The sequence below is a fragment of the Bradyrhizobium sp. 6(2017) genome (genome assembly GCF_011058295.2).
Taxonomy (GTDB): domain Bacteria; phylum Pseudomonadota; class Alphaproteobacteria; order Rhizobiales; family Xanthobacteraceae; genus Bradyrhizobium; species Bradyrhizobium septentrionale.
In genome coordinates, this window is record NZ_CP049289.2 from 531,011 (window position 1) to 549,888 (window position 18,878).

18 protein-coding genes are annotated in these 18,878 nt (G+C 64.4%); 12 read left to right on the forward strand and 6 right to left on the reverse strand.

The window, feature by feature from the left end; genetic code table 11:
• Positions 1–10: 10 nt before the first annotated feature.
• Positions 11–2,056 (reverse strand): acetoacetate--CoA ligase, encoded by a 2,046-nt coding sequence (locus tag G6P99_RS02600; protein WP_165127149.1) that lies wholly within the window; start codon positions 2,054–2,056, stop codon positions 11–13.
• Between the two features lie 200 nt (positions 2,057–2,256).
• On the opposite strand from G6P99_RS02600, the gene G6P99_RS02605 reads away from it, so the two are divergent.
• Positions 2,257–3,258 (forward strand): glycoside hydrolase family 3 N-terminal domain-containing protein, encoded by a 1,002-nt coding sequence (locus tag G6P99_RS02605; protein ID WP_029084318.1) that lies wholly within the window; start codon positions 2,257–2,259, stop codon positions 3,256–3,258.
• Between the two features lie 96 nt (positions 3,259–3,354).
• Entirely contained in the window at positions 3,355–3,537 is a 183-nt protein-coding gene (locus tag G6P99_RS02610; protein WP_029084319.1) for a hypothetical protein, read from the forward strand.
• 93 nt (positions 3,538–3,630) lie between these two features.
• On the opposite strand, the gene G6P99_RS02615 is transcribed toward G6P99_RS02610, so the two are convergent.
• Positions 3,631–4,053, reverse strand: a complete 423-nt coding sequence (locus G6P99_RS02615) for a hypothetical protein (RefSeq protein ID WP_029084320.1) — start codon at positions 4,051–4,053, stop codon at positions 3,631–3,633.
• Between the two features lie 550 nt (positions 4,054–4,603).
• On the opposite strand from G6P99_RS02615, the gene G6P99_RS02620 reads away from it, so the two are divergent.
• Positions 4,604–5,212, forward strand: coding sequence for a helix-turn-helix domain-containing protein (locus G6P99_RS02620; protein ID WP_029084321.1), 609 nt, complete (start codon positions 4,604–4,606; stop codon positions 5,210–5,212).
• Between the two features lie 15 nt (positions 5,213–5,227).
• On the opposite strand, the gene G6P99_RS02625 is transcribed toward G6P99_RS02620, so the two are convergent.
• The 3 genes from G6P99_RS02625 to G6P99_RS02635 all read right to left on the reverse strand — a co-directional run bounded on the left by G6P99_RS02625 (position 5,228) and on the right by G6P99_RS02635 (position 7,275).
• Positions 5,228–5,476, reverse strand: coding sequence for a hypothetical protein (locus G6P99_RS02625; protein WP_029084322.1), 249 nt, complete (start codon positions 5,474–5,476; stop codon positions 5,228–5,230).
• Between the two features lie 189 nt (positions 5,477–5,665).
• Positions 5,666–6,385, reverse strand: coding sequence for a Crp/Fnr family transcriptional regulator (locus G6P99_RS02630; RefSeq protein WP_029084323.1), 720 nt, complete (start codon positions 6,383–6,385; stop codon positions 5,666–5,668).
• A gap of 179 nt (positions 6,386–6,564) precedes the next feature.
• Complete coding sequence (locus G6P99_RS02635; RefSeq protein ID WP_035977971.1) at positions 6,565–7,275, reverse strand: Crp/Fnr family transcriptional regulator; 711 nt, start codon at positions 7,273–7,275, stop codon at positions 6,565–6,567.
• 551 nt (positions 7,276–7,826) lie between these two features.
• On the opposite strand from G6P99_RS02635, the gene G6P99_RS02640 reads away from it, so the two are divergent.
• The 6 genes from G6P99_RS02640 to G6P99_RS02665 all read left to right on the forward strand — a co-directional run bounded on the left by G6P99_RS02640 (position 7,827) and on the right by G6P99_RS02665 (position 14,747).
• Positions 7,827–9,425 (forward strand): flagellin, encoded by a 1,599-nt coding sequence (locus G6P99_RS02640; protein WP_029084325.1) that lies wholly within the window; start codon positions 7,827–7,829, stop codon positions 9,423–9,425.
• 390 nt (positions 9,426–9,815) lie between these two features.
• Positions 9,816–12,548, forward strand: coding sequence for a hybrid sensor histidine kinase/response regulator (locus tag G6P99_RS02645; RefSeq protein WP_165127151.1), 2,733 nt, complete (start codon positions 9,816–9,818; stop codon positions 12,546–12,548).
• 77 nt (positions 12,549–12,625) lie between these two features.
• Positions 12,626–13,099, forward strand: a complete 474-nt coding sequence (locus G6P99_RS02650; RefSeq protein WP_029084259.1) for a chemotaxis protein CheW — start codon at positions 12,626–12,628, stop codon at positions 13,097–13,099.
• 43 nt (positions 13,100–13,142) lie between these two features.
• Positions 13,143–13,532 carry a response regulator gene (locus tag G6P99_RS02655; protein WP_029084260.1) on the forward strand — a complete coding sequence of 130 codons (390 nt, stop codon included), beginning with the start codon at positions 13,143–13,145 and terminating at the stop codon, positions 13,530–13,532.
• 36 nt (positions 13,533–13,568) lie between these two features.
• The gene (locus G6P99_RS02660) at positions 13,569–14,426 is read left to right on the forward strand and encodes a CheR family methyltransferase (protein WP_029084261.1); all 858 of its coding nucleotides are present in this window, start codon (positions 13,569–13,571) and stop codon (positions 14,424–14,426) included.
• Positions 14,427–14,429: 3 nt separating this feature from the next.
• Positions 14,430–14,747 carry a hypothetical protein gene (locus tag G6P99_RS02665; RefSeq protein ID WP_029084262.1) on the forward strand — a complete coding sequence of 106 codons (318 nt, stop codon included), beginning with the start codon at positions 14,430–14,432 and terminating at the stop codon, positions 14,745–14,747.
• A gap of 178 nt (positions 14,748–14,925) precedes the next feature.
• Here G6P99_RS02665 and G6P99_RS02670 read toward each other — a convergent pair whose 3' ends face one another.
• Positions 14,926–15,225: a hypothetical protein gene (locus tag G6P99_RS02670; RefSeq protein WP_029084263.1), complete on the reverse strand. Its 300-nt coding sequence runs from the start codon at positions 15,223–15,225 to the stop codon at positions 14,926–14,928.
• A 154-nt stretch (positions 15,226–15,379) separates the two neighbouring features.
• Here G6P99_RS02670 and G6P99_RS02675 point away from each other — a divergent pair, with 154 nt between their 5' ends.
• From G6P99_RS02675 to G6P99_RS02685, 3 genes are all read left to right on the forward strand, one after another.
• Positions 15,380–16,015, forward strand: a complete 636-nt coding sequence (locus tag G6P99_RS02675; RefSeq protein WP_029084264.1) for a response regulator transcription factor — start codon at positions 15,380–15,382, stop codon at positions 16,013–16,015.
• A gap of 220 nt (positions 16,016–16,235) precedes the next feature.
• Entirely contained in the window at positions 16,236–17,975 is a 1,740-nt protein-coding gene (gene araD / locus G6P99_RS02680) for an L-arabinonate dehydratase (protein ID WP_165127153.1), read from the forward strand.
• Between the two features lie 126 nt (positions 17,976–18,101).
• Entirely contained in the window at positions 18,102–18,821 is a 720-nt protein-coding gene (locus G6P99_RS02685; RefSeq protein WP_165127155.1) for a ribonuclease activity regulator RraA, read from the forward strand.
• Positions 18,822–18,878: the final 57 nt, after the last annotated feature.

Consider the following 18,878-nt stretch of genomic DNA (forward strand, 5'->3'; position numbering starts at 1 on the left):
CTGCGATCGCCTACGCCGCGCCGGCCTGCTTGTTCAGATAGCCTTTTGCAAAGTCGAGATACCAGTCGAGGCAGCCGGGATTGGCCATCGCGTCGCGGTTGATGACCTTCTCGACCGGATGGCCGAGCAACAGCTTCTTGACCGGCAGCTCCTGCTTCTTGCCGGACAGCGTGCGCGGAATTTCCGCGACGACGAAGATGTCGTTGGGCAGGAAGCGGCGCGACAGCCCGGCCTCGACCGCCTTGTTGATCTTCGCCTTCATCGCGGCATCGAGGGCAACACCCTCGCGCAGCACCACGAACAGCGGCATGTAGCTGTCGCGTCCGAGATATTCGAGGTCGACGACCATCGAATCCAGCACCTCGGGCAGCGCCTCGATCGCCGAATAGAGCTCGCTGGTGCCCATCCGCAAGCCGTGGCGGTTGATGGTGGCGTCGCTGCGGCCGTAGATCACGCAGGAGCCGTCGGGGTTGATCTTGAGCCAGTCGCCATGCCGCCACACCGGGCCGCGGCCTGAACCGTCGAAATTGTCGGGATAGGTCTCGAAATAGCTGGCCAGATAGCGCGTATCGCCGGGATCGTTCCAGAACCGCAGCGGCATCGAGGGCAGCGGCTCGATGCAGACGAGCTCGCCAACCTCGTCGATCACAGCGCGGCCCTGCTCGTCGAAGGCTTCCACCGCGCAGCCGAGCAGGCGGCATTGCATGATGCCCGGCGTCTGCGGCAGCTCGGGATTGCCGCCGATGAACGCGCCGGCGAAATCGGTGCCGCCTGAAATATTGGCCCACCACATATCGGCCTGGGCGGCGTTGCCGTTGCGCTTCGAAAGCGCGGCGAAGCGTTGGTTGAACCAGGCTTGCGTATCGGCACTGAGCGGCGAGCCGGTCGAGCCGAGCGTGCGCAGGCCCGAGAGATCGCCGACAGCGGTGAGATCGATCTCCGCCTTGGTGCAATTGGCGAAGAACGCCGCGCCTGCGCCGAAGAAGGTCGCCTTGGCATTGGCGACGAAGCGCCACAGCGTGGTCCAGTCCGGCTTGTCCTTGCTGCCGCCGGGACTGCCGTCGAAGATGCAGCAGGTCGTGCCGTTGAGCAGGCCATTGGCCTGGCAATTCCACATGATCCAGCCGGTCGACGAGTACCAATGAAAGCGTTCGCCGAACGAGTTTGGCTGATAGCTGCAGCCGATGTCGTTGTGCAGCGTCGAGAGCGGCAGCGCCACCACGATGATGCCGCCATGGCTGTGCAGGATCGGCTTCGGCAATCCCGTGGTGCCCGAGGAATAGACGATCCAGAGCGGGTGATCGAACGGCAGCCATTCCGGCTCGAAAGCGTCGATCTCCGCACTCTCGCCCGCGAGGATGGACGACAGCCGCGCCTCGGCGGGCGCGGCGTCGCTGTGCAGGATGACATGCTGCACCGTCGGCAGCGCGCGCCGCAGCTCCTCGATCACGCCTTGCCGGTCATGGCGCCGGCCGGCATAGGTCACGGCATCGCAGGCGATCAGCACCTTCGGCTCGATCTGCTTGAAGCGGTCGATCACCGCGGGCGCCGCCATGTCCGGCGCGCAGACGCTCCAGATCGCACCCAGGCTCGCGGTCGCGAGAAACGCGATGATTGTCTCGGGGATGTTCGGCAGATAGGCGGCGACCCGATCGCCCCGGCGCACGCCGTTGGCCTTCAGATGCAGCGCCAGCGCGGCCGATTTGCGCTGCAGCTCCGGCCAGCTCGTCTCCGAGAGCTTGCCGTCCTCGCCGCTCGCGATCAGGGCCGGCAGGCCCGCGGCATGCGCCGGCGCGACATGACGGAAGACCTGGCGCGCATAGTTCACCGAAGCGCCGGGAAACCACACCGCGCCCGGCATCTTGCGCTCGGCCAGCACCGCCGGATGCGGCGTCGGCGAGCGCAGATCGAAATAATCCCAGACGCTTTGCCAGAAGGCGTCGATATCGGTGACCGACCACCGCCGCATCGCCTCGAAGTCAGCAAATGCGAGGCCGCGCGTCTCCTTCAGCCATTGGCGGTAAAGGGCCATTTGCGGGACGTAAGGTGCAGTCATGGGCGGTTTCCGGATTTTCTTGTCGTGGCGTGCGCGCAGATCGCGTGCGGGCGCTGTCTTAACATGGTGACGCAGGCACGGGGAACGCAGTCGAGCCACGGCTTGCGTCATATTCTTACCGCCGCCGCAGCGTGCTATGCCGTCGGGCGCAAGGTTGATTCCCGAAGGCTGATTCCATGTGCATCCGATAGGGAGCTGCGATGTCCGTCGGCGAACTCTTCATCCTCGGCTTCTACGGCAAGGTCGTCCCGCCCTGGCTGAGCGAATTTTCCGCGCGGTTCGGGCTCGGCGGGGTGATCCTGTTCGACTATTCCTGCCAGACCCGGCAATACGACAACAACATCGCGTCGCCTGAGCAGGTGCAGTCGCTCTGCGCCGAGATCGCAACGCTGCCGTCGCGGCCGCTGGTCTTCATCGACCAGGAGGGCGGTCTGGTGCGCCGGCTCAAGGATGGCCTTGGCTTTCAGCCGCTGCCGAGCGCGAAGGATTTCAATCTGCTCGGCACCCCCGAGAAGCAGGCCATCCTGCAGGCAAGCTATCGCGAGCTGCGCCGGCTCGGCATCCGCTACAATTTCGCGCCTGTCATCGACGTCGACTTTAACCCTGACAATCCCAATATCGGCAGGGTCAAGCGGTCCTATTCGGCCGATATCGGCGAGGTCGAGGCCAATGCCCGCCTGGTCGACGCCGCGGCGCGGCAGGCAGGCGTCGGGCTTTGCCTCAAGCATTTTCCGGGCATCGGCGGCGCGCACGTCGATTCACATCTGGAGTTCATGGACATTTCCGATGCGTTGCGGCCGGAGCAGGAGGAGCTGTTCTATGCACTGGCGCCGCACACCTTCGGCGATGCGGTGCTGGTCAGCCACGCCATTGTCCGCCAGTGGGACGCGCAGCATCCGATGACGTTGTCATCGGCCGGGATCGGCCGGCTCCGCGGCCGCTTGCCGGAGACGCTGCTGATCACCGACGACATGCAGATGCAGGGGCTGCAGAAGGCGCTGGGCACCGGCGCGGCCAGCCTGCAGGCGATCGCCGCCGGCATGGATATGATCTGCATCGGCAACAATCTGTTCGACCAGGAGCAGGAGATGGCCGGCATCGTCGCGGCGGTCGCGCGTGCGGTGCAGGACGGGGCGCTGGATCAAGCCGCGGCGCAGCGATCCATTGCGCGCGTGCAAAAGCGCAAGGCATTGCTCTCCTGATGGCGTTGAACCAAATTTTGCGCTGAACGACCACAAGGGACGGAACCAAATTTCGCGACCGCGATTTAACACTGACGCTCATCGGGGCTAACAACCATGAAGATGCTCAAGCGTCTCTTCCGATTGACCTGGCTGCGCCGCGCCGCCCGCAACCCCGCCGATCTTCCGCCTGCCTCTATCGATCCCGACGAATTCACGCGCCTGCTTTGCAGCCGGCGCAGCGAAGATCTGCGGATCCTGGCTAAGCGGCTGAGCCAGCGCTCGCGGGCCCACGCGTAGGCCGTGATCGATCCAATCGCGAGGCCGGTCTTACGCAGAACCAGCCAGTCCGGCGCGCGACCGCGGCTCCAGCTCGGCTCTCGATGCGATCAGCTACTGCTTTGCCTTTTCGTGATTGCCGATCCCGATCGCCTTGTAGTCATAGGTCGGGTAGAACTCGGTGTGATAGGCGCCCCACGCGCTGTTCTCGATGATGCGGTTGATCTCGCGCAACCGCGATGCCGACAGCCGCAGTGTCACCACCTGGCCGACACCCATCATCACGTACCAGCTGACGACCTCGACACCTTCGGGCGGAAACGCCTTGTAGAAGCCCTGGCGTTCCAGCTGCGCATTCAGCTCGCTGAGCGGCCGCGACTGATCATGCTTGAAGAAGATCGTGAGCATCACGGCGTTGTCCGTCGTCGCCGTTGCATCGCTGGTCGGCGGGGTCTGGGCCCGCGCGGTGGTGCCGACCAGCAGTGCTGCGGCCAGCGCCGCCATTGTCATCCAGGATCCGTTCCGCCCTCGCCGCATTGCCGCGCCCTTGTTGTTATTCGAGAGGCGGCGATCATCACGGCGCCTGCCGGGGCTGTAAATTGACATTCGCCTGACCGGTCGCGTCGGGCCGATGTGAACTGCCTCACACGCGAACGCGCCGACGTGCTGTATGCCGATGCCATTCCAATGCCCAGAGGGATGATCGATGTCGACCCAGCGGATGGCGTATTGGTGGTTCAGGTTCGTTCTTTCGGGACGATTCCTGCAGAAGTTCCTTCGGTCCCAACGGCCCTGAGGCCAGGGCCGCGGCGCAGGTCCCGGCCAATGCGATCCAAAGCGGGTTGAGAGGCGACCGGCCGAACCGACGAAGGTAAACGCCTGACCGTGATGCGGCCGGGACGAAGCCGGCCCGGTATTCCCGTAAGAATACTGTCATCCGACTCGAATATGCGACTTTCGTTGCCAAATCAGCGGTAATCTGCGCCTGCTTGGCAGGTCGGGGCCCGAGGTCACAGTTGCGTCACCCGTAGTTTTACGGAGTCCCGCGTTAACGCGGCCACAAGTTCACCTTTGGTAAACCATACTTATGACGCAGCATGACAATCGGGCCGAGGTGCGCCTTCCGACCTGGGTGGGTGGAACCGCAGCGCTCGAAACGCCGCCGCTCGAGCTTCCGGAGGCCGCCGCCCCGCGGGCGCAGGTGGCCACGGACGCCGGCGCCGCGATCGTCCGTCAGTTCAACGGACCCGTGACGGCGCTGCTGCTCTATATGAATGAGCTCAAGCAGCACAGCCATCAGTTCGCGCACGCCCCCGGCAACGGCGTCTATCTGCGCCAGGTGATCGAGAACGCGCTCGAGCAGACCGAGCGGGTGTCGGCGATGCTGAAGCAGATTTCCGATCTCTATCCGAACGCGATACCGGCCGCCGATCTCAAGCCGCCGGGGGACGACAAGCCGGCGAGTTCAAGGTCGCCCGAAATCATGTTCGCGCCGGAGGCCGGCCGCAAGCCGTTGACCAAGCGCGAGCGTGAGGTGCTCAGCCTGATCAGCGACGGCTACTCCAACAAGCAGGGCGCGCTGCGAATGAACATCAGCCCGCGCACGTTCGAGAGCCATCGCGCCGAGGCCATGCGCAAACTCGGTGCGCGCAACACCGCCGATCTCGTCCGCAAGGCTCTGCTGCACTCCGCCTGAGCGGGGTGGCAGCTCTCAGAAATCGTTTTCCGCGGCAAAGCACAGACGCGGTGCGGGCCGGGCTGCCGGGGCGGCGGCCTTCGGTTCGTCCGGAACGATCGTGACCACCCAGGCTGCCGTCGCGCCGGACCTGCTTTCGACAATCGCGCGCACGCGTCCCGTCACGGTAGCACCGGCGGACCGGACCGTGGCGGGCCGGCCGTTGAACTGGGCCATGCGGAAGCGGCGAGCCTCCTTGCGATCGGTCGTCTGGTACGTGAACATCAGCTCCCCCGTGCGTCCACGCAATTCTGGGGATTCAGCGTTATCCGACGGTGAAAATCGTAAGCCGTAGAAGTACGGCTTGGCGCTCCGGAGCGCTTTCGAGCGAAGTGGGCACCGGTTCGTGTAAAGAAAACGCGTCAAAACAAGAATCTAGAGCCCCGTTCCGATTCCATCGGAACGGAAAAGGCTCTAGTTGCCGGTCTCCTGGCAACTCAGCAGTCGCGCATACTGCGCCTTGACCGTGGCGTAGCATTCGCACGCGGTCTTGATCAGTCCATCCGCATTGGTGATTTCGATGTGACCACGGCTGTAGTGGATGAAGTTCGCCTGTTGCAGGGTGTGCGCAACCAGCGAAACGCTGTTGCGGCGTGCGCCGATCATCTGCGCCATCGCCTCCTGGGTCAGGACGATCTTGTTGCTGCCGGAGAGATCGCGCGTCTGCAGCAGGCATCGTGCCAGCCGCGACTCCACGGTGTGGGCGGCGTTGCAGCCGGCCGTCTGCTGGATCTGGGCATAGACGGCGAGCCCATGCCGGATCAGCATTGCGCGCAGCGTCGGGCTCTGGCCGGCAGCTGCCCGCAACGGCTCGAGCTCGATCGTCGAGGCGACGCCCGGCACCAGCACCATCGCGTTGTTCAACGTCCGTCCTTCGACAAGCGGAGCGAACGCGCCATAGATGCTGTCGCGGCCGACCATCGCGACCTGGACGCGCTCGCCTCTTGCCAGCTTGACCACCAGCGAGATCACGCCCTTGTGCGGCATGTATGTCTGCTTGAGCATCTCGTCGGTCTCGATCAGGACCGAATCGGCGGTGAGGTCGACCGTCCGCAGATGCGGCCGGATCAGCTCAAAATCGCTCTCCGAGAGCGACGACAGGAATCCGTTGGGCGATCGCGGAACCGTATCCAAAGCAACCTCCTGCCTTCTGGCAAGCTTGTCTCTGGGCACCAAGGCTGACGCGTGCAGCTGGACGTTCTTGCAACCTATTCTGGCACGTGTTGGTTCCAATGGGAACACGTCTTGGTTCCAATAGGAATAGACCTATCGCCGCATGATGGGATTTGCGTGCTCAGGCCGGCCGGCGCCAGTCAATCTTCCGGCCCGATCAATTGTTCGGCGTGCGCCTTGACGGTCGCATAACATTCACACGCCGCCTTCCGCAGACCGTCGATATCGGTGATTTCGATATGACCGCGGCTGTAACGGAGGATGCCGGCCTGCTGAAACCCGTGCGCGACGATCGAAACCGCGTTGCGGCGGACGCCGATCATCTGCGCCAGCATCTCCTGGGTCAGCGGCAATGCTTCGCTGCCGCACAGATCGCGCGCGCGCAGCAGCCATCGTGACAGCCGCGCCTCCACCGGATGCGAAACGTTGCAGGCGACGGATTGCTGCGTCTGCGCCATCAGCGCCTGCTCATAGAGCGCGACCAGGGTCCGGAAATCCGCGCTGCGATTTGCTGCCTCGCGGAACTCCTCCGCCCGCAGCATCGAAGCCGTGCCCGGCACCACGACGATCGCGTCGGCAAGCGGCGGCCGCTCATGCAGCGCGGCGGACGCACCCACGATGCCGTCGCGACCAATGGTTGCAATTTCGACCGATTGCCCGTCGGACAGATTGACCACCATCGAGACCACGCCGCCGTGCGGAAAGTAGACCCGCTGCACCGGTGTGCCGGCGTCGGCGAGCACCGTTTCCTTGGTCAGGTCGACGGTTTCCAGAAGCGGATGGAGCTGCGCGTACTCCGTGGGGGGAAGTGCTTGCAACAGACGATTGGGCGGGCGCGATAGCGCGGACATTGGAGCTCCTGCCGAGGGCGGGAGCACTACGGTCTCGCATCACCTACTCTTGGCGTGTGGAATGAACGCGAACATAGCTTGCCTGTCCAATTGCACAAGGGTTGTGGTGCGAACTCTATACCCTCCAGGAGGCAGACGGTCCGCGCCGCATCGGCCTGCGCGGCCATCGGGATCGATTCGAGCGACAAGCATCGCGCGACCAAAGGTTGCGGCTTTGGCGCGCATTTATTGATTTCCATTAACTCTGATCAGTGCAGACCGCGCGTCGACGTCGCCGTGATTCCGGCTGTCAGGTCGGCAGCGCCAGGATGTCGCAAGTCCTGCAAATGCGGGATGAATTCGCCGCCGCGACAACGGCGCGCTGCCGGCCTTGCGCGGCGGCATCCAGCGGCTGCGCCGCGTGGCCCGTAAACCACCGGCGAGGCCATTCTGGGTATTTGTACGGACCGGCCCTTTAACGAACGGGTAGCGCGGACAGACCAGTGTGGCATGGGTCGCCGTGTGAAACTTGCGGCGTCGCGTCAATCGTGTTCATCCAGAAGGGTATCAGTATGTCCGGCATCGTTCTTTCGGCATCGGTCCGTCAAAATCTGCTTTCGCTGCAGTCGACGGCCGACCTGCTCGCCACCACGCAGAACCGCTTGTCCACCGGCAAGAAGGTCAACACCGCTCTCGACAATCCGACCAACTTCTTCACGGCGCAGTCGCTCGACAACCGCGCCAGCGACATCAACAACCTGCTGGACGGCATCGGCAACGGCGTGCAGGTGCTGCAGGCCGCCAACACCGGCATCACCTCGCTGCAGAAGCTCGTCGACAGCGCCAAGTCGGTCGCCAACCAGGCCCTGCAGGCCGCAGTCGGCTATTCCCAGAAATCGCAGGTGACGACCGCTGTGATCACCGGCGCGACCACCGACGATATCCGTGGCACGGCCACCTACAGCAATTCCATCCTCGCTGGTTCGGTCGTCAACAACAATCTCACGGTGCCCGTGCCGGTCACGGCCGCCACCAAGCTCGTCAGTGCGGCCAACTCTGATACCCTGGCGGCGACCCCGACCGGCGTGATCAACGTCAACGGCAAGTCGATCACGTTCTCGACCTCGCAGACCACTTCGACGACCGATTCGGCCGGCAACGTGACCCTCGGCACCGGCGCGGGCAGCACGCTGACGGTCGGCGACCTGCTCACCGCGATCGACGGCATCACCGGCGCGACCACCGCCTCCACCGTGTCGGCTGGCGCGCTCCAGATCAGCACCGGCATCAACCAGGATCTCAACATCTCCGGCTCGGGGCTGGCCGCCTTCGGTCTTACGGCCGGAACCACGGCACGCACCGTGGCAACGCCTTCACCGTTGGATGGTTTGACGCTGACGATCAACCCGACCGGCAACGGCACCGCCACCAACATCACCTTCGGCAGCGGCACGGGCAAGGTGAAGTCCCTCAACGACCTGAACGCCGCACTGTCGGCCAACAACCTGCAGGCGTCGCTCAGCGCGGGCGGTGCGCTCACCATCAGCACCACCAACGATGCTGCGTCCGCGACCATCGGTACGATCGGTGGCACGGCGGCCGGCGCCGGCAAGCTGTTCAACGGCCTGGCGGGCAGCGCCCCGGTGCAGGATCCGAACGGGCTGGCGAACCGCTCCAACCTGGTCAACCAGTACAACAACATCCTGGATCAGATCACCACGACGGCCCAGGACGCGTCGTACAACGGCATCAACCTGCTCAATGGCGATCAGCTCAAGCTGACCTTCAACGAGACGGGCTCCTCGACCTTGAAGATCCAGGGCGTGACCTTCGATGCCTCCGGCCTCAACCTCACCAAGCTCGTGGCCGGCACGGACTTCATCGACAACGCCTCGGCCAACGCCACGCTGAAGACGCTCAACTCGGCGAGCGGCCTGCTGCGCACCCAGGCTTCGACCCTCGGTTCGAACCTGTCGATCGTGCAGATCCGCCAGGACTTCTCGAAGAACCTGATCAACGTGCTGCAGACCGGCTCGTCCAACCTGACGCTGGCCGACACCAACGAGGAAGCGGCCAACAGCCAGGCGCTGTCGACCCGCCAGTCGATCGCGGTGTCCGCGCTGGCTCTGGCCAACCAGTCGCAGCAGAGCGTTCTGCAGCTGCTCCGCTAAGCGTAGCCGCGACAGATATCGAATAGCGAGGCGGCGGAGGAAACTCCGCCGCCTTTGCTTTTGCGTGCCTTGGTCACCCCGCCGGCTTCAACCAATGGGCGATCGCGCCCTGATGCAGGCCGACGTCATGGCCGCGAATGTTTCGCAGGGCTTAACTGTCCTTCGCGCTCATTTGGTTCAAATTGCGATGACCGTTGGAACGGCCTCTTTCCCGTCCGGGTGGTAAGGGCCTGTCCTGGTGAGACTGTCCGTGATGTCGTGATGCTCGTCCGAAGGCTTGAAAGCTTCATCGTCCGTAGTTGCACGGACGGCAAAATTAACGTCGCCGTGAAGCAGGCCAAGTTATCGATGCGAGGCGAGCGTTCTGTAGCACCTTGAGGGGACCGATTCATGGACGATCTGTTGCGCGAGTTCCTGACGGAGAGCAGCGAGAGCCTGGATACGGTCGACAACCAGCTGGTGCAGTTCGAGCAGGACCCGAACAACGCGAAGATCCTGGATAACATTTTCCGCCTGGTGCACACGATCAAGGGCACCTGCGGCTTCCTCGGGCTGCCGCGGCTCGAGGCGTTGGCGCATGCCGGCGAGACCTTGATGGGCAAATTCCGCGACGGCATGCCGGTGAAGGCGGAAGCCGTGACGCTGATCCTGTCCTCGATCGACCGCATCAAGGAGATTTTGGCTGGGCTGGAGGCCACCGAGGCCGAGCCTGAAGGCAACGACCGCGATTTGATCGATCAATTGGAAGCGATGGTCGAGCGCGGCATGGCCGCGATGGTGGCTGCTGAAGAAGACGTGCCGGTTGTTGAGGCCCCGTCCGTGCAGGCTGACATGACCCAAGCGATGACTGAAGGCACGCTGGTGGTGCAGACGCTGGAGCGTCCGCTGCGTCCGGGCGAAGTCTCGCTCGACGAGCTCGAGCGCGCCTTCCGCGAGACCGCGACCGAAGTGGCCGCACCCGCACCTGTCGTCAAGCCCGTCGCCACTGCTCCCGCAGCGCCTGCCGCCGAAGCTGCCGAGCCCGCGAAGAAGCCGGCCCGCAAGGCCGCCGGTGAGGACGTCCAGGAAGGCGACAAGATCGCCAATCAGTCGATCCGGGTCAATGTCGACACCCTCGAACACCTCATGACCATGGTCTCCGAGCTGGTCTTGACCCGCAACCAGCTCCTGGAGATCAGCAGGCGCAACGAGGACACCGAGTTCAAGGTGCCGCTGCAGCGGCTCTCCAATGTCACCGCCGAACTGCAGGAAGGCGTCATGAAGACGCGCATGCAGCCGATCGGCAATGCCTGGCAGAAGCTGCCCCGCATCGTCCGCGACCTCTCCGGCGAACTCGGCAAGCAGATCGAACTGGAGATGCACGGCGCCGACACCGAGCTCGACCGCCAGGTGCTCGACCTGATCAAGGATCCGTTGACGCACATGGTGCGCAACTCCGCCGACCACGGGCTGGAGACCACCGCCGAGCGGGTCGCAGCCGGCAAGCCGGAGCAGGGCACCATCCGCCTGTCCGCCTATCACGAGGGCGGCCACATCATCATCTGCATCGCCGACAATGGCCGCGGGCTCAACACCGAGCGGATCAAGGCCAAGGCGCTCCAGAACGGCCTCGTCACCGAGGCTGAACTGGAGAAGATGACCGAAGCCCAGATCCACAAGTTCATCTTCGCGCCGGGCTTCTCGACCGCAGCGCAGGTGACCTCGGTGTCGGGCCGCGGCGTCGGCATGGACGTGGTGCGCACCAATATCGACCAGATCGGCGGCACCATCGACATCAAGAGCGTGGCCGGCGAGGGCGCTTCCGTCACCATCAAGATCCCGCTGACCCTGGCGATCGTCTCCGCCCTGATCGTGGAAGCCGGCGGCGACCGCTTTGCGATCCCGCAGCTCTCGGTGGTCGAGCTGGTACGGGCCCGCGCCAACTCCGAGCACCGCATCGAGCGGATCAAGGACACCGCGGTCTTGCGGCTGCGCAACAAGCTGCTGCCGCTGATCCATCTCAAGAAGCTGCTCAAGATCGACGACGGCGCGACCACCACCGACGCCGAGAACGGCTTTATTGTGGTGACGCAAGTCGGCAGCCAGACCTTTGGCATCGTGGTCGACGGCGTGTTCCACACCGAGGAGATCGTGGTCAAGCCGATGTCGACCAAGCTGCGTCACATCGACATGTTCTCCGGCAACACCATCCTGGGCGATGGCGCCGTGATCATGATCATCGACCCCAACGGCATCGCCAAGGCGCTCGGCGCCTCCGGCTCGTCGGCCCATGACATGGCCGAGGACAGTGCCGCGGCGCACGCCTCGAGCGGCGAGCAGCTGACCTCGCTGCTGGTGTTCCGCGCCGGCTCGAGCCAGCCCAAGGCGGTGCCGCTTGGCCTCGTCACCCGGCTGGAAGAGATCGCAACCGACAAGATCGAGCTCTCGAACGGCCGCTATATGGTGCAGTACCGCGAGCAGCTGATGCCGCTGGTGCAGATGGCCGGTGTCGAGGTGCAGACGCAAGGCACGCAGCCGATCCTGGTGTTCGCCGACGACGGCCGCTCGATGGGGCTCGTGGTCGACGAGATCATCGACATCGTCGAGGAGCGGCTCAACATCGAGGTCGCAGGCAGCCAGGACGGCATCCTCGGCTCGGCGGTGATCAAGGGCCAGGCCACCGAGGTGATCGACGTCGGCCACTTCCTGCCGATGGCGTTCGCCGACTGGTTCTCGCGCAAGGAGATGCGGCCGTCGGCGTCAGCGCAGTCGGTGCTGCTGGTCGATGACAGCGCCTTCTTCCGCAACATGCTGGCGCCGGTGCTCAAAGCCGCCGGCTACAAGGTGCGGACCGCGCCCAATGCCCAGGAGGGGCTCGCCGCGCTGCGCTCGGGCCAACCGTTCGACGTGGTGCTGACCGACATCGAGATGCCCGAGATGAACGGCTTCGAGTTCGCCGAGAACATCCGCTCTGACCACAATCTGATCGGGCTGCCGATCATCGCGCTGTCGGCGATGGTGTCGCCGGCGGCGATCGAGCGCGGCCGGCAGGCCGGCTTCCACGACTATGTCGCCAAGTTTGACCGTCCCGGACTGATCGCGGCGCTGAAAGAGCAGACCGCCGAACTGCGCCGGGCGGCCTAGAGCATGATCCGGAAAAGTGGGAACCGGTTTTCCGATCAGATCATGCTCAAACGAAGGACCCGAAGGAAACAGCATCGATGACCAGCAAGACCGAGACCAGTGAAGGCGCGATGGCCGAATACGTCACCGCTGTGATCGGCGGGCAGCTGTTTGGCTTACCGATCTCGCGGGTGCAGGACGTGTTCATGCCGGAGCGGCTGACGCGGGTGCCGCTGTCGTCGACCGAGATCGCCGGCGTGCTCAATCTGCGCGGCCGCATCGTCACCGTGGTCGACATGCGCGCCCGGCTCGGGCTGCCGAAGGCCGCTGACGGCCAGCCGCCGATGGCGGTCGGCGTCGACCAGCGCGGCGAATCCTATGGCCTCCTGATCGACCAGATCGGCGAAGTGCTGCGGCTGCCCGACGACAGCCGCCAGGACAACCCGGTCAACCTCGATCCCCGCATGGCCAAGCTCGCCGGCGGCGTCTACCGCCTCGACGGCCAGCTCATGGTCGTCCTCGATATCGATCGCGTGCTCGAACTGGTGCCCAAGACAGCTGCTGCAGCGTAACGCTCCGTCGCGTAGACGGCGGATTCTACAAGGAGGCCAACACATGAAGACATGTCTCGTCGTCGACGATTCCGGTGTGGTGCGAAAGATCGCGCGCCGCATCCTCGAAGGAATGCAGTTCACCGTCATCGAGGCCGAGGACGGCGCCGTGGCGCTCGAAGCCTGCAAGCGGGCGCTGCCCGACGCGGTGCTGCTTGACTGGAATATGCCGGTCATGGACGGCTTCGAATTCCTCGTGCAGCTCCGCCGCATGCCCGGCGGCGATCAGCCCAAGGTCGTGTTCTGCACCACCGAAAACGGCATCGACCACATCTCGCGGGCCCTGCATGCCGGCGCCAACGAGTACATCATGAAGCCGTTCGACAAGGACATCGTGATCGCGAAATTCCAAGAAGTGGGCCTGCTGGCGCTCGATGCGTCGGCCGAAGCCTGACACCCAGATTCACCCTTTTGTCCTTGCGAGGCTCCCGTGACGCCCCCCGACTACGAGTATCTGCGTAAGCTCCTGAAGGACCATTCCGGTCTCGATCTGTCTGCGGACAAGCAGTATCTGATCGAGAGCCGCCTGTTGCCGCTGGCGCGCAAAAGCGGCCTGTCCGGCATCCCCGACCTGGTGGCGAAGATCAGGGCCGGCTCGTCCACGCACACCGTCCAGGTGGTCGAGGCCATGACCACCAACGAGACCTTCTTCTTCCGCGACAAGGTGCCGTTCGAGCATTTCCGCGACACCATCATGCCGGAGGTGCTGAAGGCGCGTGCCGCGCGCCGGAGCGTCCGGATCTGGTGCGCCGCCGGCTCGACCGGGCAGGAGCCCTATTCGCTGGCGATGAGCCTGAAGGAAATGGGCGCGGCGCTTGCGGGATGGCGGGTCGAGATCATCGCGACCGATCTGTCGCAGGAGGTGCTGGAGAAGGCGAAAGCCGGCATCTACAGCCAGTTCGAGGTGCAGCGCGGGCTGCCGATCCAGATGCTGGTCAAGTACTTCAAGCAGTCTGGTGAACTCTGGCAGATCAATCCCGAGTTGCGCTCGATGGTGCAGCACCGTCAGCTCAATCTGCTGCACGATTTCTCCGCGCTCGGCGCTTTCGATGTGGTGTTCTGCCGCAACGTGCTGATCTATTTCGATCAGGACACCAAGATCAACATCTTCAACCGCCTCGCCCGCTCGATGGAGACCGATGGCTTCCTGGTGCTGGGCGCCGCCGAGACCGTGGTCGGTCTGACCGACAGGTTCAAGCCGATTCCCGACCGCCGCGGCCTTTACCGGCCGAGCGGGGTGCAGCCGGCGCTCGCCATGCCGAGGGCCGCCATGGCGGCCGGATATTGAGCGATGACCGAAGACGGCAAATCCGTTGAGCGGGTCACGTTCAGCCGGGGCGTCGATGTCTGCATCATGGCCATCGACGGCACCTGGCGGCGCGACTGCCAGCTCAACGCCATCTCGGACAATGATGCGTCGCTGACGGTCGAGGGTTCCATTCAGGGGCTCAACCTGAAGGAGTTCTTCCTGCTATTGTCCTCGACCGGGCTTGCCTATCGCCGTTGCGAGCTGGTCCGCGTCAACGGCACCGAAATGGATATCAGCTTCCTGAAGGGCAAGCCGAGCAAGCGCCGGGCGTCCGCCGACGAAGAGCGGGCCCGAGCCTGACCTGACCTGATCTGATCTGATCTGATCTGATCTGACTTGGCCTGGCCGGGCACGGCCTGCCGTCAATCCGAATGCGTGGAACGGATGGTCGCCCCAAGGGTTGGGGCGTGTTGGGCGTCGTCGGACGATCCGCGTGATGGCGCCCGAACCCGGGGGGCTGCCGCCCCCGTGGGTCAGTTCAGGAGGCGCGCCGGTGCCTCCGAATAGCGCAATCGAGTGCCATGCCGAGGCCGGCGTCGCAGGCTCTCAGGGCCGTGGATGCAGCCTCGTAGCGTGGGGTGACGTCGTCAAGCACGGCGATGTTGGCGGCGGCGTCCCTCTCGGCCAGCAATGCCTCGCGCGCAATCGCCGCTTCGATCAGTCGCAGGCTCGCCTGGACATGGCCGATCAGCGCGACGAGGTCCGTCACGATCAGGTTGTAGGAATCATTGCCCTCGTCCAAACGCACTGCAACGCCGTCCGCCGCTGCATTTACCATCCATGTTTTCTCCACCGTCCCCGCTTTTAGGGAACGCGGTGCTACTTGTGCGTTAAGCGGACGTCCCGTACAAATACGGGTCCATTGATCGAGATGGTCGAGTTACTTCTTGTGCGGTCAGGTCAGCACGCTTCACCACTGATGGACGATGCAAATGGTTGAGAATGGCGCTCCTCGCGGGGAAATTTTCGTGGTCGACGACGAGCCCGCCGTCCGCGAGACGCTTTCCGTGGTCCTGTCGACCGCTGGTTACAAGGTGATCTGCTTTGCGGATGGTGCGGCGCTGCTCTCGGTGGCGCGCAGCAGGACGCCGGCCTGCATCCTGCTGGACGTGCATATTCCAGGCAAATCCGGCCTCGATATCCTGCGCGAGCTTCACGGCGAGGATTATCCGGCGCCGATCTTCATGATCTCCGGTCAGGGAGACATCCAGATGGCGGTCAGCGCCATCAAGAACGGCGCGCTCGATTTCATCGAGAAGCCGTTCCGCGGCAATGAGATCGTCAGCCGTCTCAATGAAGCGATCGACGCCTACACGCGGCGCCAGGCCGAGACCTCGGCGTCGCGCATCGCCGCGCTGCACTTCCCGGGGCGCGAGCCGCTGACCCGCCGCGAGCGCGAGGTGCTCGAGCAATTCACCGCGGGCGCCTCCAACAAGGAGGCCGGGCGTCATCTCGGCATCAGCCCGCGCACGATCGAGGATCACCGCGCCAACATCATGAAGAAGCTCGGCGCGCGCAATGCCGCCGATCTCGTCCGCATCGTGATGACGGCGCAGCGCCAGAGCTAGCAAAGGCTGGATTCTACGCTGATTTCCAGATTGCGGAGTTTGTGCGGCGCACGCCCGGCACACGGGCGGCGAACGGCACGTCTGCGCCGTGCGCAGGACGACACGCCCGGAAATCGAGTATATGCGTTGCGCAGGGCATGCGCTGAGACGACGCGCGTGCAGGCAATCTCGAGACACGCAATATCGAAGCACGCAATATCGAGCACATGGCGCACCGAAGATGACGAAGAAGAACAAGACTCCCGATCAATTGCGCAGCGCGCGCTGGTTTGCGCCCGACGATCTCAGAGCCTTCGGCCATCGCTCGCGCGCGATGCAGATGGGCTACGCGCCGGAGGAGTGGCGCGACCGGCCGGTGATCGCGATCATCAACACCTGGTCGGACGCGCAGCCCTGCCACATGCACTTCAAGAGCCGGGTCGACGACGTCAAGCGCGGCGTGCTGATGGCCGGCGGTTTCCCGCTCGAGCTGCCGGCGCTGTCGCTGTCGGAATCGCTCTTGAAGCCGACCACGATGCTCTACCGCAACATGCTGGCGATGGATGCCGAGGAGCTGTTGCGCGGCCATCCGGTCGACGGCGTGGTGCTGATGGGCGGCTGCGACAAGACCACGCCGGGGCTGCTGCTCGGCGCCACCAGCATGAATCTGCCGGCGATCTATCTGCCGGCGGGGCCGATGCTGCGCGGCAAGTGGAAGGGCCGCACGTTGGGCTCCGGCTCGGACGCCTGGAAATACTGGGACGAGCGCCGTGCCGGCAAGATTTCCGACAAGGACTGGGTCGACATGGAGGCCGGCATCGCCCGCAGCTATGGCACCTGCATGACCATGGGCACGGCGTCCACCATGACCGCGATCGCGGAAGCGATCGGCATGACCTTGCCGGGGGCCTCGTCGATCCCCGCGGCCGACGCCAACCACATCCGCATGAGCTCGGAGGCCGGCCGCCGCATCGTCGAGATGGTGTGGGAGGATCTCACCCCGCAGAAGATCCAGACCCGAAGAGCGTTCGAGAACGCGATCACGGTCGCGATGGCGATGGGCTGCTCGACGAACGCCATCATTCACCTCATTGCGCAGGCGCGCCGCGCCGGACAGGATATTTCGCTCGACGATTTCGAGACGGCGAGCCGCAAGGTGCCCGTGATCGCCAATGTGCGGCCAAGTGGCGACCACTATCTGATGGAGGATTTCTTCTATGCCGGCGGACTGCCCGGCCTGATGAACCGGATCAAGCAGCATCTGCATCTCGATTGCATGACCGTGTCAGGCAAGACGCTGGGCGACAACATCGCAGGCGCCGAGGTCCATAATGACGACGTCATCCGCACCGTCGAGAATCCGATCTACAAGGAGGGCGCGCTTGCGGTGTTGAAAGGCAATCTCGCGCCCGACGGCTGCGTCATTAAGCCTTCTGCCTGCGATCCGCGCTTCCTCAAGCACACCGGGCCGGCGCTGGTGTTCGACGATTATCCGTCGATGAAGAAGGCGGTCGACGATCCCGATCTCGACGTCACGGCCGATCACGTGCTGATCCTGCGCAATGCCGGGCCGCAGGGCGGGCCGGGCATGCCAGAATGGGGCATGCTGCCGATCCCGACCAAGCTCGTGAAGCAGGGCGTGCGCGACATGGTGCGGCTGTCGGACGCGCGGATGAGCGGCACCAGCTACGGCGCCTGCATCCTGCACGTCTCGCCGGAGTCCTATATCGGCGGTCCGCTGGCGCTGGTCAGGAACGGCGACCGCATCACGCTCGACGTCGCCGCGCGCACCATCGATCTCGATGTGCCGGAGGCGGAGCTGGCCAAGCGCCGCGCCGAATGGAAGCAGCCCGAAAAGCGCTTCGAGCGCGGCTATGGCTGGATGTTCTCGAAACACATCAAGCAGGCCAATGAAGGCTGCGATTTCGATTTCCTGGAGACCGGTTTTGGCAAGCCGGTGGGAGAGCCGTCGATTTATTAACTCACCACGTCGTTCCGGGGCGCTGCGCAGCAGCGAACCCGGAACCTCCAGATTCCCCGGGGCGCAATTGCGCCCCCGAGGTTCGATGCTGACGCATCGCCCCGGAACGACAATCGGAAAAACCACATGTCAAAACTCAGCGACGCCACCCGCAACAAGCTGAAGACCGTTTCCACCGCAACGGTTGCAACCGCGCTGTTCAAGCGCGGCCTCCGTATTCAGATGATCCAAGATGTTCATCCCTTAAGCCCGGATCAGCCGACCATGGTCGGCGAGGCCTTCACGCTGCGCTACATGCCGGCGCGCGAGGACCTCAACACAATCGAGGTATTCCGCGATCGCTCACATCCGCAGCGCAAGGCGATCGAGGAATGTCCCGCAGGCAGCGTGCTGGTCATGGACAGCCGCAAGGACGCGCGCGCGGCCTCGGCCGGCGCCATCCTGGTGACGCGGCTGATGAAGCGCGGCTGCGCCGGCGTGGTCACCGATGGCGGCTTCCGCGATTCGGCCGAGATCGCGCGGCTCGGCTTCCCGGCCTTCCATCACCGCCCGAGCGCGCCGACCAATCTGACGCTGCATCAGGCGATCGAGATCAACGTTCCGATCGGCTGCGGCGACGCGCCGGTGTTTCCCGGCGACGTGATCCTCGGCGACAGCGACGGCGTCATCGTGATCCCCGCCCATCTCGCCGGTGAGATCGCCAATGAAACCCTCGAGATGACCGCGTTCGAGGATTTCGTCACCGAGGAGGTGCAGAAGGGTCGCGGCATCTTCGGCCTCTATCCCGCGACCGACGAGCAGACGCTGCAGGATTTTGCAGCGTGGCGGAAGTCCAGGGGACGGTAGCGCCTCACTCTCCGCCGTCGTCCTTGATAAGCGACCGCCACGCATTCCGCCGTCGTC